The organism is Aquimarina sp. KJ22-3 (assembly GCF_055808215.1).
Genome location: NZ_CM147859.1, coordinates 1,311,088 through 1,328,998 on the forward strand (window position 1 = coordinate 1,311,088; position 17,911 = coordinate 1,328,998).

Here is a 17,911-nt window from a genome sequence, read left to right on the forward strand (position 1 = left end):
ATGGCAAGGTTAAACTATAAAATCATCTCTCACATCATGGGACTTCTGTTACTTTGTAATGGTAGTTTTATGCTACTGGCTACCATGATCAGTTTTGTGTACAAAGATGGGGTTACCTTAGAAATCATGATGGCAGCTTTGGCGACCATGTTTGTCGGTATAGCTATGATGTTTTTAACCAGAGAGCATCAAAAAGAAATTAATAAGCGAGAAGGGTATATCGTAGTAACGTTTGGTTGGATATTTATGTCCTTGAGTGGAACTTTGCCTTACCTTTTTTCAGGAGCTATACCTACGTTTACCAATGCCTTTTTTGAAACCATGTCTGGGTATACTACCACGGGTGCTTCTATACTTAATGATATTGAAATTGTTCCCAAAGGGGTGTTGTTCTGGCGTAGCTTAACCCATTGGATTGGTGGTATGGGGATCATTGTTTTGGCAGTGGCTATACTTCCTCTTTTAGGAATTGGAGGTATGCAGTTGTTTGCAGCAGAGGCTCCCGGTCCTAGTGCAGATAAATTACACCCCAGGATTACCGATACTGCCAAACGACTATGGCTAATTTATTTTGGGTATACTGCGGCTGAAACTATTTTTTTGCAACTCGCAGGGATGAGCTTTTTTGATGCCATCAATCATGCGATGAGTACCTTGTCTACAGGTGGTTTTTCTACCAAAAATGCCAGTGTTGCCTATTGGAACGATCAACCTTTAATACAGTATATCATTATTTTGTTTATGTTCCTGGCAGGAATGAACTTTGTATTGAGTTATTTTGGGTTTAAAGGAAAGGTGCAAAAGATTATAAAAGACGAAGAGTTCAAGTTATACTCCTTATTTATTATTGCATTTACAGTAATTGCGACTTTTATCATAATCTATAAAGCAGATCCTTCTATTTCTTCAATAGATCATCCCATGGTATTTGGAGAAGTAGAAAGTGCATTTCGTCATGCTTTATTTCAGGTGCTAGCAGTGGTAACTACTACAGGATTTGTGAGTGCCGATTTTACGATGTGGACTCCGTTTTTAACAGTGTTTTTCTTCGGGATTATGTTTTTGGGAGGTTCTGCAGGTTCGACCTCTGGTGGGATGAAAGTAGTACGCCATTTGATTACGATACGTAATGGTATTCTGGAGTTTAAAAGAACGTTACACCCAAGAGCGGTATTACCGGTACGTTATAATACCAAAGCGGTGTCCAAAGAAATTACCTTTAATATTCTTGCGTTTTTTATTCTATACATGCTGGCTTTTATTATTGGGTCTGTGGTGCTTGGTGCATTAGGATTGGATTTTGAAACCGCAGTGGGAGGAGCAGCTTCCTCATTAGGAAATGTCGGGCCAGCTTTTGGGAAACTTAGCCCGGTAAACAACTTTGATGTGCTTCCTGATTTTGGAAAATGGTGGTGCTGCTTCCTGATGTTAATAGGAAGACTAGAGCTTTTTACGGTGTTGATTCTACTTACCCCTTTCTTCTGGAGAAATAGATAATAATCAAATCAAATTTTGTTAGCTTTTTAGGCTAAGGTAATGCGTAATGCAGATTGATAGTCCATAGTTTGGCTACCATTTTGATGGTGTCTTTTACTTTTCCTTTAATGCTATCCAAATGTTCTGGCTCTATCAAAAAAATGTCTATAATAGCCTCGTAATAGCAGGTGTCATTACCTTCTAATTCCTGACCTGGTTTGATGTCTAAAATCTCATCATCACTTTTGGAAACATTAAAGTTTTCTTTGAAAATTTGCAATACGTTTTTCTGAACAATGCGTTCTTTTTCAGTGGGGGACATGGTTTTAAGTTTAAGTTGGTATCTCCGAAAACAACTTTATAAAACAGAGTTTTTTTATAAAGCTGAAAAGTATAACTCCTATATTTTATATTTATTATCTGGAGATTGTGATAAAAATGATAAAATAAGGTTAATATTTCCTAAGGTTTTGATAATAAGCAACAAAACCGATTGTATTTGAGTCTACAATCGGTTTTTTTAGGTTGTGAAAAGCAATAAAATTAGTCTAAAAGAGCTTCTTTTATTCTTTTAATTGCTTCTATAATTTGTTCTGTACTGGCAGCATAAGATATTCTAATGCAATTGGCATTTCCAAAGGCATCTCCTGTAACTGTCGCTACGTTGGCTTTTTCTAAAATAAACATAGAAAAATCGGATGCGTTTTGTATGGTATATCCTTTAATTGTTTTACCAAAGTAATGAGAGATATCTGGGAAAACATAAAATGCTCCTTCCGGTTCGTTACACTCAAAACCTGGTATTTCGGCAAGTAAATCTAAGATGAGTTTTCTACGCTCTTTAAACTCATCCACCATATATTGGATTTTACTTACTGGTGCTTCTAAGGCGGTGATCACTGCACGTTGTGCGATACAGTTTGCTCCACTGGTAACCTGACCTTGCATTTTATTACAAGCACGTGCAATAGAAGTAGGTGCTCCTATATAACCTATTCGCCATCCTGTCATGGCAAAAGCCTTGGCAACACCATTTACAGTAACAGTACGATCGTACATGTCTGCAAATTGTGCCATAGAAGCGTGTTCTTTTTTGTAATTGATATGCTCATAAATTTCATCACTTACTACTACAATCTCAGGGTACTTTTGCAAAACATCTGCCAATGCTCTTAGTTCTTCCTTGCTGTAAATAGAACCACTTGGGTTACAAGGAGAGCTGTACCAAAGCATTTTTGTTTTTGGTGTAATGGCAGCTTCCAACTGTTCGGCAGTCATTTTAAAATCTGTAGTAATAGAAGTCTTCACCTCTACAGGTACTCCTCCTGCTAATTTTATGATATCGCTATAGCTTACCCAATAAGGGCAAGGTAAAATCACCTCATCTCCTGGGTTGATATATACTTGCGCTACATTATACAGCGCTTGCTTTGCTCCGGTAGAAACTACGATTTGAGATCTGTCGTACTCAAGATTGTTATCACGTTTAAATTTGGTGATGATGGCGTCTTTTAATTCTACATATCCGTCTACAGGAGTGTAAGAATTGTAATTGTCGTTTACTGCTTGTATAGCAGCTTCTTTAATAAAATCGGGAGTATTGAAATCTGGTTCTCCCAGACTTAAACCAATGATGTCTTTCCCTTCAGCTCTTAATTCTCTTGCTTTGGCTGCCATTGCTAAAGTGGCAGAAGCTTTAAGTGAATTGATTCTGTCTGACAAATGTTCGCTCATTTCCGATACTTGTGTACTCATTTTAATTGGTAAATAAAAAGTTATGATTGAATTGCAGGTTCCATACCCATTTCTTTTAAATGTTTGAAATGTGCCATGATCGCCTTGCGTGTGGTTTTGTACTCGTTATAAGGTAGGTTAAACTCTTGAGCCGTTTGTTTTACAATTTTAGAAATTTTGGTGTAATGAATATGGCTGATATTGGGAAAAATATGATGTTCTACCTGATGGTTTAATCCACCCGTAAACCAATTAACCAATTTGTTTTTGGTAGAAAAGTTAACCGTAGTAAACAATTGGTGAATGGCCCATGTGTTTTTCATAGTTCCGGTTTGATCGGGCATCGGCATATCTGCATCTTCTACCATATGGGCTAATTGAAAAATAATACTAAGGATCAGACCTGCTACATAGTGCATGACAAAAAAGCCAATTAGAATTTTCCACCATGCAATCGACATAATAATCATAGGAAGAACAATCCAGATCAGTAGGTAGATTGCCTTGGTAATGACTACCGTACTCCATTGTTTTATTGGGCTTGGTAGTTTTCCATAGGCTAACTTTCTTGCCAGGTATCTTTTGGTTTGTTTAAAATCAGTAGTCAAAGCCCAGTTAAAGGTGAGCAGTCCATATAGGAATATGGAATAATAATGCTGAAATTTATGAAACCTTCTCCATTCAGCATGTTTAGTAAAACGAATTATTCTTCCTGCATCCATATCTTCATCATGCCCATGTATATTAGTGTAGGTGTGATGTAAAACATTGTGTTGTACCTGCCAATTATATACATTTCCAGCAAGCACATACATACTGCTGCCCATTAATTTGTTTACCCAGTTTTTTGAAGAATACGATCCGTGATTACCATCATGCATCACATTCATCCCAACACCTGCCATACCAACACCCATCACTACAGTTAGCAATAACATCCACCATTGCGAAATGTTAAGTGTTAAGATTAAAAAATATGGAGTAAGAAAAATGGAAAACATAATGATGGTTTTCAAATGTAATTTCCAGTTTCCTGTACGTTTTATGTTGTTTTCTTTGAAATACTGATTTACACGCTTATTCAGCGTTCTGAAGAATTTAGCAGAATCTACTCTGCTAAAACGTATATTGGGTTTAGTCATATTGTTGAGGTTTATGACTAAACGAAATTAGTCACAGTAATATTGGGTAAATTTAGGTATTTAAATTTTTTTAACTTCCTAAAAAGAAATAAAATATATCGATTTAACATGTATTTTTGCGCTTTCATAATGATCGTTTTATACTTAAAATAATAAAAAGGCAAAAGTGTGACTCTAATACAAAAATATTTTTCAGATTTAACAGAAGAACAACTAGATCAATTCTCAAAATTAGGTGATCTGTATAGAGAATGGAATTCGAAAATTAATGTCATATCTCGCAAAGACATTGATGCCTTATATGAGCGTCATGTATTGCATTCTTTAGGAATTGCAAAGGTTCAAACCTTTCAACCAGGGACTACAATATTAGATGTTGGTACAGGTGGAGGATTTCCTGGGGTTCCTTTGGCTATTATGTTTCCCGAGAGTCAATTTTATTTGGTAGATGTTATTGCAAAAAAGATTCGAGTGGTCAACGAAGTGGTAAAAGCGCTGGGACTTATCAATGTAAAGGCAGAACAAAGAAGAGCAGGTACTTTTGATGATCGCTTTGATTTTGTGGTGAGTAGAGCGGTGACGAATATGCCCGATTTTGTAAAGTGGGTACGTAAAAATATAGCCAAAAAAAGTGTACATGAATTACAAAATGGGATTCTGTATCTCAAGGGGGGATCTTACCGAAGAATTAGCAAGCTTTCCAAAAGCTACGCAATACAATCTTTCTGATATTTTTGAAGAATCTTTTTTCGAGACCAAAAAAGTGGTGCACTTACCTTTGAAGTATAAATTATAGATAGGTCAAGAATGATGTATGGATAGTTCTTTGATGTCAAACTTGGCACCTACAGGTAATGAAGCACCGTTATTCATCTCAACCGTATCGTTGTCATAGGATCTTAAATGGTTGGTGTTGATAATAAAGGACTTTTGTATTCGGGCAAATTTATCATCTTCCAATTGTTCAAGGCACTTTTTTAAACTTTGATATACCGTGATTTTTGAATGGTCTTGTAGATGGTAATTTACATAGTTTCCAAGTCCTTCAATATAAACAATGTCATGAATAGCAATACGATGAGTACGTCTATTAGACTTTAGTTCTATCATTTTACCAGGTATTTGTTCGTTGTTCTCCTTTTCTTTAAAATAAAGCAATAAAATATAAACCGACGAAACAAATATGATCGTCGTATTAATCAGTACAGAAGATCGAATCATAGCCGGAATATCAAATATCTTAGAAAAGACAAATTGATCAAAGTCTTCAATAAAAAAGAACATAAAAAGCCGCTGAGCGATACTAGCAAATAATAGTAACAATACGTAGTATAATACAAACGCTATAAACTTTTTTTGCAGTAAGTATTTTGGGATTAAAAAGAGGATACAACAGTATACGGTAAGAATGCGAATAGGCAATAAAACAAACTCCAAAAAGAAAGAAGCTTTGTAATCTCCATTCTGCACCCATATAAAACTAAACAATAGGTAATAGGCAATCCAGAATATTACCTGGATAATGACTTTGTTTTTTCTATCTAGAGTTATTGTCATAATACATTCTGTAGGGAAAAGATGATTTGATATAAAAACCGAAGTACTTCATATAAATTAACCCTTACTACCTCCCAATCTTTTTACTATTGCTCTATCCGGAAGCGAATACGTTTATCCAGGATTTGAGCAGGTAACCTTTTAATGAATCACAAATATAAAAACTAACAAATGAAAAAAATAGGGGTATTGGTATTGGTTTTTTTAGTATCACCACACAATGTTTATCTCAAACATTAAAAAGAAGAGCTTCGTTTGAAGCTAAAATTTCATGGCCGGATAACAAAACACCAGGAGCAAAGATTGAAGAGATCGATGAAGGGACTCCATTGCTTAACGCAGGTTTTAAAGTGGGAGATGTGATCATAAATGTAGATCATCGACCGGTACTTAATTCAGAAGATTGGAGAGCTATAACCTATGGGATTCGTTCTGATCAAAAAACCTATATCGTGGTCAAAAGAGGAGTCGATGTAATAAGCCGGGAGGTAATGTTAAACCCTTTGCCAAAAGAAGAGCATGATGTCTTAGATACTTTTTACGAGAGCGTAACTAGTGGTTATGGAATACATCAACGGGTAATTATTACCAAACCTAAAGGAAAAGGACCTTTTCCTGCTATTTTCTTGATTCAGGGTTTGAGTTGTTCCACAATAGAAAAATACTCGGGTAGAAGTAACAACTGGGTGCGATTAATCAAAGATTTGGCCGAGAAATCGAATATGGTTTTAGTAAGAGTAGAAAAACCAGGAGTAGGGGATAGTGAAGGAGATTGTGGGAAAACGGACTTCAAAACTGAAATTAGCGGATACGAAGCAGCTATGCAATTGCTCAAATCAAAAACGTATATCCAGCAAGATAAAGTGATTGTGTACGGAAATAGTATGGGGAGTGCTTTGGCTCCATATATTGCGAATCAATTTAATGCTGCAGGAGTCATATCAGATGGAACGTTTTTCAAATCCTGGTACGAGCATATGCTGGAAATAGAACGTAGAATATTAGAGATCGAGGGCAAATCTCAAAAAGAGATATACGACTTGATGAATACAGTGTATATTCCCATCTACTATAAAATGTTGATTGAAAAGAGAAGTTATCAGGATATCTTAGAGGAAAACCCATTGTTCAAAAAATATCACAGGCATGGTCCTTTCCATATGTATGGTCGTCCTGTTGAATATTACCATCAGGTACAAGATTTTAATTTTGCTTCCGAATGGCAGAAAATAAAAGTACCGGTTAGAATTCGATGGGGGACTAATGATTGGATCATGACCGAGAATGATAATGATATGATCATAGCTCTTTTAGAAAAATCAAATCATAAGGATCATCAACTCTATAAATATCCAAAGTTAGATCATTGGTCAACGATTCATCCGGATTACAGTTCAAGTTTTAATTTTAAACCTGGAAAATGGGAAGATAAAATCAGTCAGCAAATTATTGATTGGGCATGGGAAATGGTAAAATGATTCGTGCAAGGCTACAAAACCTTTTTGACACCTTCGAAGTTTTTGATGTATTCTGTAGGAGTGCAGTTTTTTCGGGACTTGAAGATGCGGTTAAAGTTGGATACATTATTGAATCCAGCTTTGTAAGCGATTTCTGCTATGGATTCATCATTTTCTAATAACCATTGAGAGGCAAAACCGATACGAACATCGTTAAGATAGTCTATAAAGGTTTTGCCGGTTCTTTTCTTTATAAAACGACTAAAGGAGACCTCTGTCATATTCACTAGTGCTGCTACGTCTTTAACTTTAAGTTTTTCTCTGAAATTTTCTTTGACATACTCATAGATGATTTTTATTTTTTCACTATTATGAAAATTCTCTGTGGTAGGGGAATAAGAGGACAATTTCTTTTGACCTTCGGAAATAGCCAAAAAATGCAATAAAGAAATAAAAGAAAGAAAGTATTCGAGGCCTTCTAATTTTGATAAGTTCCTAATTTTAGAATAAGCAGCGATTGCTGTTTCTCTCGAAAAAAGGATCCCATAAAAAGAGTCTTCAAATAGTTTTTTTATGGGCTTCATTAGGGATCTATTCAGCAATGAATCCTGCAAAAGATTGTCATGAAATTGAAGTGTGATCTCATGAATTTCCTTTTGTTTACAGTTATGCAGTGTCCATCCATGAAATAGATTAGGCCCTATAAGAACTAATTCATAATCTTCGATTTCTTGCATATGATCGCCAATGATTCTTTGAACTCCTTTTCCGTTATGAATGAAATTAAGTTCGAATTCAGGATGAAAGTGAACAGGAAAATCAAAATCATCTTTGATTCTATCAAATACAAGAAAACAATCACTCGCCGTAAGCGGGGTAATTTCTCTATGAATATCTTGTTCCAAAAGCTTCATCTACGGAATAGGATTAGTAATTGACTAAATAGTGTCAAAATCTAAAAATAATATAAAATAGTTTTGAACTGTCTATAAGATAGTAATTATTAATTCTATACTAATATGAGGACTGCTTTGCAAGAATTAAAAGAAGCTACAAAAAAAGAACTTGCCCATATTTTGAAATATTGGGAAGAACATACCCTCGATACCAAATACGGAGGATTTATTGGTCATATAGCATATCCGGATCAAAAGAAACCGTTAAGTAATAAAGGGATCATACTCAATTCAAGAATTTTATGGACTTTTTCGGCGGCTTCTAACTTTTACAAAGACAACCGATATGAGTTGCTATGTGAGAGGAGTTTTGATTATCTCAAAACCTATTTTAAGGATAAGGAGTACGGAGGAGTTTTTTGGGAGGTAAACTACATGGGAGAAGTTGTACATGCCAAGAAGCAAGTCTATGCGCAAGCTTTTATGATATATGCTCTTTCAGAATATTACCTGTTTTCCAACAATGAAGAAAGTAAAGCATGGGCTATAGAGATTTTTAACTTGATAGAAAATCATGCGTTAGATCTTCAAAATGGAGGTTATATCGAGGCTTTTGATCAACAATGGAATCAGATGGAGGATATGCGATTGAGTGAGAAAGATGATAATACTGCCAAAACTATGAATACGCATCTTCATTTGTTGGAAGCGTATACCGTGTTTTTTAAAATTTATCCAGAGAATCAAGTCAAAGAAGCGATCAAGAAATTAATCCATCTTTTTTTGAAGGTGTTTTTGGACAAGATTGGGCATTTTAACCTGTTTTTTGATGAAAAGTGGAACTTGAAAAGCAACGTCTATTCATACGGGCATGATATTGAGGCAGCATGGTTACTAGTAGAAGCTGCGGTGGCAATTCAAGATGAAAAAATAATCGATCAGGTAAAAAATGTTGCGATCAAAATAGCAGATCGATGTATACAGGTGGCTATCGATGAAAATGGAGGTGTAATGAACGAGGAAAACTATGTTACCGGAGATATAGATAAAGATAGGCATTGGTGGTCTCAAGCTGAAGGCGTGGTTGGTTTGTATTACGCTTATCAAATTACAGGAGAACAAAGGTACCTCGAAACTGCAAAAAAGATTTGGGAGTTCATTACTTCAAAGATGATCGACCAAAAGTATGGAGAATGGTTTTGGCGCATAGATGCGAACGGGCATCATAATCCGAAGGATGAAAAAGTAGGGATGTGGAAATGCCCATATCATAATAGTAGGGCATGTATGCAATTGCATCTTTATGATGTGCATTAAAAACCAGGGAGAAGCACAATTTAGTAGAGCGCTCCTAGGATTCGTATAGGAATTGATAAAATAGTATTACACAACTTTTTTCATCAGCGCTATTTTTACCATGTTCTTGGTTAAAAGGTAATTATGTAACCTGGTTTAAAAGATGAAAAAAATAGTTGGGATATAAAAAAGGTTAATCGTGTTGCAAATGTTATAGCAGTAATCATGTTTGCAATGTGGCTTCAGTCTTGTGGCTCATCCCGATCAATGCGACAAAAAAATAATTTAGTGGATACCAAAGCAACTGCTAAAACACATTATTTGTTTAATCGGATAAAGGAAATTCCTAAAAAAGGGTACGCCTTTGGTCACCAGGATGCAACCGCTTACGGTATTAATTGGAAAAACGATGGAGATACTTACCAAAGTGATGTGCAGCGAGTTTCTGGAGACTTCCCCGGGGTGTATGGTTTTGAAATTGGTCATATAGAGCTGGGGAATCAACACAATCTGGATACGGTGGATTTTGAGGTAATGAGGAACCTGATTAGAAAAGCTTATAAAGATAAAGGCATTATTACCATTAGTTGGCATCCCAATAATCCTATGTCTGGTAAAAGTAGTTGGGATACCACCGCAACCGTAAAACAAATCCTGAAAGGAGGGGTGTTACACGATAATTACAAAGAGTATTTAGCAAAAGTAGCCTTGTTTTTGAAGAAATTAGATGGTTTTTGGCAAAGAGATATTCCTGTGGTATTTCGTCCATTTCACGAAATGAATGGAGATTGGTTTTGGTGGGGGAGTTCAAGTTGCAGCCCTGAAGATTATAAGCAATTATGGAGAGAAACGGTAACTCTATTAAGTAATGAATTTAAGGTGCACAATGTTTTATATATGTACTCTCCTAATCTTTTGGAAAAAGAAGAAGAGTTTTTGAGGTACTACCCGGGTGATGATTATGTCGATCTTTTGGGTGTTGATGTGTATCAGTATACTACCGATGTTGAGTATATGGAAATCTTGAAACGTAATCTCGAGGTTTTAAAAGCGATAGCGGTAAAGAAAAACATGCCTTATGCACTTTCTGAAGCGGGGCACGAAAAATTAGATAGCTCTGAAAACTGGTGGACAGAGATTCTGGATAAAAGTATATCGAATACGGGGATATCGTGGGCATTATTTTGGAGAAATGCTCGAGAAAGTCATTTTTATGTCCCTTTTCAAGGGCAAAAAACTAGCGAAAATTTCAAAGCGTATAGAAAACTACCTCATGTGTTGTTTTTAGAAGAAATAAGTAATATCAAATAAGTGTCATGGGATATGCAACGATTAAAGTTTAAAGAGAAAGTTGGATACGGATTAGGAGATTTTGCATCGTCAATGTTCTGGAAACTGTTTTCGATGTATCTGTTATTTTTCTATACCGATGTTTTCGGAATTTCTGCAACGGCAGTGGGAACTATGTTTTTACTTACTAGAGTATTTGACGGAGCAAATGATCCTATAATGGGGATCATTGCCGATAGAACCAATACCAAATGGGGTAAATTCAGACCCTATTTGCTGTGGATGGCAATTCCATTTGCCGTAATCGGTACGCTTACCTTTACAACACCGGGTTTTACAGGAACAGGCAAACTAATATATGCCTATGTTACTTATACGCTTATGATGATTGTGTATACTTCAGTCAATGTTCCTTATGCCTCTTTATTAGGTGTAATGACCTCTAATATTAAAGATAGAACGGCTTTATCCACATATCGATTTGTTTTTGCTTTTGCCGGAAGTATTTTGGTTCTTGCTTTTGCAGAACCATTAGTAAGTGTTTTTAGTACAACAGATAGCGGGGTTATAAATGATCAACGAGGATGGCAGTATACTGTCTTGATCTATGCTGTCATTGCTGCGATTTTGTTCTATTTTACGTTCTATCTCACCAGAGAACGGATTACACCACCAAAAGAACAACGACACTCTTTAAAAGCAGATCTTTCGAATCTATTAAAAAATAAACCCTGGTTTATTCTTCTGGGAGCGGGAGTGTGTTCTTTGATTTTTAATTCTTTAAGAGACGGGTCTGCAATCTATTATTTCAAATATTACTTCGATACACAAGAGGCGTTTCAGTTTCCTCTTTTAAAAGTAGATGTAACATATAGCACTTTATACCTGGTGCTTGGTCAGGCGGCAAATATTGTAGGGGTGATTTTGGCAAAACCCATATCTGATAAAATTGGGAAAAAAGCTACGTTTTTGTTTGCTATGGCGTTAGCTTCAGTATTAAGTTGTGTTTTCTTTTGGTTTGAAGAAGGCGACCTGGAGTTGATATTTGTATTTCAGTTTTTGATTAGCACTTGTGCAGGAATTATATTTCCTCTGTTATGGTCGATGTATGCCGATATTGCCGATTTCTCAGAATGGAAAACAGGAAGACGGGCAACCGGACTTATATTTTCTTCATCCTCTATGTCTCAAAAACTAGGATGGACTTTGGGAGGTGCTTTAACAGCTTGGTTGTTGGCTTATTATGGGTTTGAAGCAAATGCTGTACAAAGCGAAGAAGCAAAAACAGGAATTCGAATGATGTTAAGTTTTGCTCCTGCGATCGGAGCATTGCTTTCTGCACTATTTATATATTTCTACAAGCTTGATGATGCGTTAGTTCTTGATATTAATAAACAACTCACAGAAAGAAGAAATACAACCAACTAAAAACAATTGTAATGATTAACGAACCGAAGAAACCTGTATCAAAACGTTTTGAAGTTTTACAACAACATAAAGAATTAATTCAACAACCAAATGCAATTATCGAATCTGGGAATGGTATTGTTTCAAGGTATCAAAATCCAATACTCACGGCAGAACATGTCCCTTTGCATTGGCGTTATGATTTAAATCCAGAAACCAATCCATTTTTTTAGAACGTATAGGAGTCAACGCAACATTTAATGCAGGAGCGATCAAATGGGGAGACAATTATGTGCTTTGCGTTCGTGTAGAAGGATATGATAGGAAATCCTTTTTTGCTATTGCTGAAAGTCCTAACGGGATCGATAATTTCAAGTTTTGGGACGAGCCTGTGATAATGCCTCAAACCGATAACCCAGAAACCAATGTGTATGATATGCGTTTGATCGCTCATGAAGATGGTTGGATTTATGGAGTTTTTTGTGCAGAACGAAAAGATCCTAATGCTCCGGCAGGTGATGTTTCTAGTGCAATAGCCAGTGCGGGGATTGCTCGTACAAAAGATCTTAAGAATTGGGAAAGATTACCGGATTTAGTTACTCCTTCGAACCAACAAAGAAATGTGGTGTTACACCCAGAATTTGTAAATGGGAAGTATTGTTTGTACACACGCCCCCAGGATGGTTTTATTGAAACTGGAAAAGGAGGAGGAATAGGAATAGGGTATACCCATTCTATGAAACAGGCTACAATAGAAAAAGAGGAAGTTATTTTTGACAAAAAATTTCACACAGTTTATGAGTTGAAAAATGGACTTGGTCCTGCTCCGCTAAAAACTGATGAAGGATGGCTTCATTTGGCGCATGGAGTAAGGAATACGGCAGCAGGGCTTCGATATGTGTTGTACATGTTTATAACAGATTTGGAGGATTTTACCAAAGTAATTCATTATCCAGGAGGATATTTTATGGCTCCCAATGATCAAGAAATTATAGGAGATGTAGGAAATGTATTGTTCTCAAATGGTTGGGTAAAAGACCCTGATGGTACAGTCTATATCTACTATGCTTCTTCAGATGTACGTATGCATGTTGCCACTTCAACTATAGATATATTGGTGGATTATTGTAAAAATACACCCGCCGATTCATTTACAAGTGCAGGATCAGTGGATAGCATATTAAAGCTCATCAAAAAAAATAGAGCATTCGAAATGTAGGTGTTCATTCTTGAGGTTACTTATCTTTTAGATTGAAACGCATTTCAATAAGATGTTTTTCGAACCCAGCTTTCTCGTAAGCTCTTATGGCTCTTGGGTTTTTTTCGTAGACGGTAAGTCGAACTTCTTCAATGTTTTTGGTTGTAAACCAATCGCATAAATACTGGATCACAGCCTGACTCACACCCATACCACGATAGGCTTCTTTTACATACATGAACCCGATGAAACCTAGTTGCTTTTGTTTGAAAAACGATTTTCGACTTCGTATTTGTCCGTATCCACTACCAACAATTTCGCCATCAATTTCGGCGACTGCAACTTCGGTATGGTCAGAAGTTACATATGCACCGATGTCATAATAACTGATAGCTTCTTTTTGTTTCAGGGTAACATCCATAGGACGTTCTGCTTCTATGATTTTTTGTTCAAAATCAAGTAAAACAGGAAGTTCTTCAATAGTAGCTGATCTGATAATCATGATGTTTTTTATAAAAAGGGTTAAAAAAAGCGCCAATTGGCGCTTTTTAAATTTATAAGATATGTGGTTATTCTCCTAAGAAAGGATATCTGTAATCCGATGGGGATACAAAGGTTTCTTTAATCGTTCTAGGAGATACCCAACGTAATAAGTTCAAATAAGAACCTGCTTTATCATTGGTTCCTGATGCTCTTGCTCCACCAAAAGGTTGTTGTCCTACAACAGCTCCAGTTGGTTTGTCGTTGATGTAGAAGTTTCCTGCACAATTTTCAAGTGCCTTGGTCGCTTCCGCAGCAGCATAACGATCCGTAGAGAATATGGCACCTGTAAGGGCATATTCGCTGGTTCCATCAACCAATGTTAACATGTTATTCCAATCGCTATCTTCATACACATAAATAGTGATTACAGGACCAAAAAGCTCTGTACACATGGTGGTGTATTTCGGATCCTTTGTTACAATTACTGTAGGCTCTACAAAGTACCCTTTGGATTTATCATAACCTCCACCAGCTATCACTTCTGCATCATTGTCGTTTTTAGCCTGATCGATGTATTTGGCCAATTTATCAAAAGACCCTTCGTGAATAACTGCAGTGATGAAGTTACTCATATCTTCAGGACTTCCCATTTTGAAAGATTTGATGTCTTCCTGAACATATTTTTTGACATCAGCCCATAAGCTTTGTGGGATATAAGCTCTGGAGGCTGCACTACATTTTTGACCTTGGAATTCAAAAGCCCCTCTAGAAATACCAGTAGCTACTTGCTTGGCATTAGCACTAGGGTGAGCAACGATAAAATCCTTTCCTCCAGTCTCACCAACGATTCTAGGATATGTTTTATAATTGTGGATATTGGTTCCAATTTTACTCCAAATATCTTTAAAAACATGAGTACTACCGGTAAAGTGGATACCTGCAAAATCTGGACTAGCCAAAACTGTATCTGTAATCATTACAGGATCTCCATAAACTACGTTAATTACTCCATCAGGTACTCCAGCTTCTTTAAAAATATCTACAATCACTTTTGCAGAGTAAATCTGGCTATCACTTGGTTTCCAAACCACAGTATTACCCATCAAGGCAGCGCTGGCAGGAAGGTTTCCTGAGATTGCTGTAAAGTTAAATGGGGTGATAGCATATACAAACCCTTCAAGAGGTCGGTACTCTAATCGGTTCCAAGCACCAGAAGTAGAGTCTGGTTGATCCTCATAGATTTGCGTCATATACTCCACATTGAATCGCAAAAAGTCGATAAACTCACATGCAGCATCGATTTCTGCCTGAAAGATATTCTTAGACTGCGCAAGCATCGTGGCAGCGTTTATTTTTGCACGGTAAGGTCCTGCAATTAACTCGGCCGCTCTTAAAAATACTGCTGCACGTTGTTCCCAAGGCAAATCTGCCCATTTTTTTCTGGCTTCAAGCGCAGTATCTATAGCTTGTTGAATATGCTTTTTTTCAGCTTTATGATACGTCCCAAGAATATGTTTGTGATCATGAGGAGGAGACATTGTAGCTGTATCGCCAGTGGTAATCTCTTCTCCGTTTATATATAAAGGAACATCTATAGTTTCATTATACATTTTTTTATAGGTGGCCAGAACCTCTTCACGCTCAGGAGTGCCTGGAGCATATGATTTTACAGGTTCGTTAATGGCAGTAGGAACTTGAAAAAAACCTTTTCCCATGATAAGAAGTGTTATTAATAGTTATTAAGATGTGTTATTTAACGAGTTAGTTAAATTAGATGGCAAAGATAGAAAATTAAAAAGGGTATTATCCATTTTAACCTTTTATAAACATTGTGGAGTATGTATTTTTTTGTAAGTTGTGAAATATTTAGCCGACCCAAAATTTATGTGTACAGTAACATTAATTCCAACTCAAGAAAATAATTTTATTCTTACCTCAAATCGTGATGAGGCTATAAATCGAAAAACTCTGTTGCCAGAGTTCTATCAAATAAATGGTACAAGAATGCTGTTTCCAAAGGATGCAGTTGCAGGAGGTACCTGGATAGGGGTAAGTGATAAAAATACAATGATTTGTTTACTTAATGGTGGTTTTGAAATCCATGAAAGAATGGTTTCTTACCGACAGAGTAGAGGGGTCGTGGTTAAAGACTTATTAGAGGCTGAAGATCTTGAAAATGCTATAGCAACGTATAACCTAAAAGGGATAGAACCATTTACTATCGTAGCTGCCAATTGGAGTGCAGATCTATTGCTGCTTGAGCTAGTGTGGGACGGCAAGAAAAAACATGTGAGGAAATTAGAAAAAGAAACTCATATTTGGTCGTCATCGACACTTTATACAAAAGAAATGAAGAAAATAAGAGAAGACTGGTTCGAAACTTTTGAAAATGAAAATGTTTTGAGTTCGGATACTTTATTAGATTTTCATAAAAATGCAGGTGTAGGCGATAAAGATGTAGACCTTCAAATTGATCGAGGTTTCTTGAAAACCCGAAGTATTACGCAAGTAGTAAAAAATGAAGAAGAACTTTCTATGCGCTACGAAAACCTACAGGACAGTGAGGTGAGTACGATTATTTTTGAGGCAATAACTGCGTGAAATATACAGGTAAAATAATTTCTCTTGCTTTTCCTGATACCTTTGTTCGATATTCTGACGAATCTGTGTTGCAATTACTTCCAATATTTGGTTTAGGAAGGAACAGATATATCAAAGCCGGACATGCGGCATTTGTGTTAATAGAAAATTCGACGGGAAGAGCTGAATACTATGATTTTGGGAGGTATATCACACCTCAGGGTTATGGTAGGGTTCGCAGTGCAATTACTGATGTAGAGCTCGAAATCCCTTTCAAAGCCATATTAGATCCGGATCACAATCTTGAAAATTTAAAAGAGTTTTTAGTCTGGTTAGAAGCAAATCCACACAAAACGCATGGTAGCGGACGTTTGGTAGCATCTGTGTGTGATTTTATTGATTACGAAAAAGCGCGAACGTATGTGCTTTCTGTGCAAGGAAAAGGAAGTATTCCATATAAGGCTTTTGGAAAAGAAGGGAGCAATTGTTCCAGGATCGTTACAGACACCATCCTAGCAGGTACTGATTATCGTAAAATCAGAAAGCCATTACTTCGAAACAAGAGGTTTACACCGAGCACAGTGGGAAATGTAGAAAAGTCATCTGTTCATAATCCGATTTATGAAGTAATAGAAGGGCAGGTTAAGGAATATAAGGGTTCGGCATTTAAAGAAAATATGACGAATTATTTTGATAAAAACGTTCCAAATCCCAATGACTCTGCAGGGCAGGAAAAGAAACCTAAGCATTTGGAAGATGCCTGCTTTTTGTCGGGAACAGGAAGTAGTGCTTATTTTAAACTTAGAATACCCGAAAATCATCATAATTTGTATGAAATCATACGATTTGATGAATATGGAGAAGAAGATTTCAAAGGGCTGTTTGAAGCAAAAAAATCAGCATTTGATATCACCAAAACATATCGATTTGTATACGATTCAAATTGTAAATATTGCCATATAGAACAAAATGGAGAAAAAATAAGGTTTGATCTGGTAGAGCGAATCGTTAATTAAGTGCAAAAGGAGCATATAATTTGAAGCCAGGAATCATTACTTTAAATTTCCGTGTGGAAGTAAAATTAACCATGTTGTAATGGCCTTTCATGGCTCCAAAGGGAGAACTTAGTAAACATCCGCTATTATAAGTGTGGGATTCTCCAGGTTTTAATACTGGTTTTTTTCCTATTACGCCTTCTCCTTCTACAATTTCAGTATTGTTTAAGGCGTCTTTGATTTCCCAAAAACGAGAGGTAAGTTGAACAGAATCTTTACTTTGATTTTCAATGGTGATCTTGTAACCAAAGGCAAAATGGATCTTATAGTTCTTATAGAACGTACCCTCAAAGGTGGTATCCACCGAAATTTTTATGCCTCGAGTTATTTGTTGAACCAT

17 protein-coding genes and 1 pseudogene are annotated in these 17,911 nt (G+C 36.3%); 10 read left to right on the plus strand and 8 right to left on the minus strand.

All coding sequences use genetic code 11. The annotated features are described in order from the left end of the window. A complete protein-coding gene (locus tag AC0L3Q_RS05730) occupies window positions 1-1,497 on the plus strand; it encodes a TrkH family potassium uptake protein (protein WP_473285703.1) in 1,497 nt (498 codons plus the stop codon). 31 nt (window positions 1,498-1,528) lie between these two features. Here the strand turns inward: AC0L3Q_RS05730 and AC0L3Q_RS05735 are convergent, their stop codons facing one another. The 3 genes from AC0L3Q_RS05735 to AC0L3Q_RS05745 all read right to left on the minus strand — a co-directional run bounded on the left by AC0L3Q_RS05735 (window position 1,529) and on the right by AC0L3Q_RS05745 (window position 4,352). Beyond that, window positions 1,529-1,798: a hypothetical protein gene (locus AC0L3Q_RS05735; RefSeq protein ID WP_473285704.1), complete on the minus strand. Its 270-nt coding sequence runs from the start codon at window positions 1,796-1,798 to the stop codon at window positions 1,529-1,531. Between the two features lie 221 nt (window positions 1,799-2,019). After that, window positions 2,020-3,210: a pyridoxal phosphate-dependent aminotransferase gene (locus AC0L3Q_RS05740; RefSeq protein ID WP_473286898.1), complete on the minus strand. Its 1,191-nt coding sequence runs from the start codon at window positions 3,208-3,210 to the stop codon at window positions 2,020-2,022. A gap of 41 nt (window positions 3,211-3,251) precedes the next feature. Next, window positions 3,252-4,352, minus strand: coding sequence for a fatty acid desaturase family protein (locus tag AC0L3Q_RS05745; RefSeq protein WP_473285705.1), 1,101 nt, complete (start codon window positions 4,350-4,352; stop codon window positions 3,252-3,254). Between the two features lie 168 nt (window positions 4,353-4,520). Here AC0L3Q_RS05745 and rsmG point away from each other — a divergent pair. Further along, window positions 4,521-5,148, plus strand: a pseudogene (rsmG, locus tag AC0L3Q_RS05750) (16S rRNA (guanine(527)-N(7))-methyltransferase RsmG). 5 nt (window positions 5,149-5,153) lie between these two features. Here rsmG and AC0L3Q_RS05755 read toward each other — a convergent pair. Further along, entirely contained in the window at window positions 5,154-5,909 is a 756-nt protein-coding gene (locus AC0L3Q_RS05755) for a LytR/AlgR family response regulator transcription factor (protein ID WP_473285706.1), read from the minus strand. Between the two features lie 266 nt (window positions 5,910-6,175). Here AC0L3Q_RS05755 and AC0L3Q_RS05760 point away from each other — a divergent pair, with 266 nt between their 5' ends. Further along, window positions 6,176-7,387 (plus strand): alpha/beta hydrolase family protein, encoded by a 1,212-nt coding sequence (locus AC0L3Q_RS05760; RefSeq protein ID WP_473286900.1) that lies wholly within the window; start codon window positions 6,176-6,178, stop codon window positions 7,385-7,387. A gap of 11 nt (window positions 7,388-7,398) precedes the next feature. On the opposite strand, the gene AC0L3Q_RS05765 is transcribed toward AC0L3Q_RS05760, so the two are convergent. Then, entirely contained in the window at window positions 7,399-8,280 is an 882-nt protein-coding gene (locus AC0L3Q_RS05765) for an AraC family transcriptional regulator (RefSeq protein ID WP_473285707.1), read from the minus strand. Between the two features lie 105 nt (window positions 8,281-8,385). Here AC0L3Q_RS05765 and AC0L3Q_RS05770 point away from each other — a divergent pair, with 105 nt between their 5' ends. From AC0L3Q_RS05770 to AC0L3Q_RS05790, 5 genes are all read left to right on the plus strand, one after another. Continuing rightward, window positions 8,386-9,579 (plus strand): AGE family epimerase/isomerase, encoded by a 1,194-nt coding sequence (locus tag AC0L3Q_RS05770; protein ID WP_473285708.1) that lies wholly within the window; start codon window positions 8,386-8,388, stop codon window positions 9,577-9,579. A 267-nt stretch (window positions 9,580-9,846) separates the two neighbouring features. Beyond that, window positions 9,847-10,869, plus strand: coding sequence for a glycoside hydrolase family 26 protein (locus tag AC0L3Q_RS05775; protein WP_473285709.1), 1,023 nt, complete (start codon window positions 9,847-9,849; stop codon window positions 10,867-10,869). Window positions 10,870-10,881: 12 nt separating this feature from the next. Beyond that, window positions 10,882-12,276: an MFS transporter gene (locus AC0L3Q_RS05780; protein WP_473285710.1), complete on the plus strand. Its 1,395-nt coding sequence runs from the start codon at window positions 10,882-10,884 to the stop codon at window positions 12,274-12,276. Window positions 12,277-12,287: 11 nt separating this feature from the next. Next, complete coding sequence (locus tag AC0L3Q_RS05785; protein WP_473285711.1) at window positions 12,288-12,488, plus strand: hypothetical protein; 201 nt, start codon at window positions 12,288-12,290, stop codon at window positions 12,486-12,488. Between the two features lie 59 nt (window positions 12,489-12,547). Beyond that, a complete protein-coding gene (locus AC0L3Q_RS05790; protein WP_473285712.1) occupies window positions 12,548-13,474 on the plus strand; it encodes a glycoside hydrolase family 130 protein in 927 nt (308 codons plus the stop codon). A gap of 16 nt (window positions 13,475-13,490) precedes the next feature. Here the strand turns inward: AC0L3Q_RS05790 and AC0L3Q_RS05795 are convergent, their stop codons facing one another. Together AC0L3Q_RS05795 and pruA are read right to left on the minus strand one after the other, a co-directional pair. Next, window positions 13,491-13,955, minus strand: coding sequence for a GNAT family N-acetyltransferase (locus AC0L3Q_RS05795; protein WP_473285713.1), 465 nt, complete (start codon window positions 13,953-13,955; stop codon window positions 13,491-13,493). 67 nt (window positions 13,956-14,022) lie between these two features. Next, window positions 14,023-15,651: an L-glutamate gamma-semialdehyde dehydrogenase gene (gene pruA, locus AC0L3Q_RS05800; RefSeq protein ID WP_473285714.1), complete on the minus strand. Its 1,629-nt coding sequence runs from the start codon at window positions 15,649-15,651 to the stop codon at window positions 14,023-14,025. A 169-nt stretch (window positions 15,652-15,820) separates the two neighbouring features. On the opposite strand from pruA, the gene AC0L3Q_RS05805 reads away from it, so the two are divergent. Continuing rightward, window positions 15,821-16,537, plus strand: coding sequence for an NRDE family protein (locus AC0L3Q_RS05805; protein WP_473285715.1), 717 nt, complete (start codon window positions 15,821-15,823; stop codon window positions 16,535-16,537). Beyond that, a complete protein-coding gene (locus tag AC0L3Q_RS05810) occupies window positions 16,534-17,532 on the plus strand; it encodes a DUF6695 family protein (protein ID WP_473285716.1) in 999 nt (332 codons plus the stop codon). Before AC0L3Q_RS05805 ends, AC0L3Q_RS05810 begins: the two co-directional genes overlap by 4 nt. Here the strand turns inward: AC0L3Q_RS05810 and apaG are convergent. Next, a complete protein-coding gene (apaG, locus tag AC0L3Q_RS05815; RefSeq protein WP_073321576.1) occupies window positions 17,525-17,911 on the minus strand; it encodes a Co2+/Mg2+ efflux protein ApaG in 387 nt (128 codons plus the stop codon). The genes AC0L3Q_RS05810 and apaG overlap by 8 nt on opposite strands.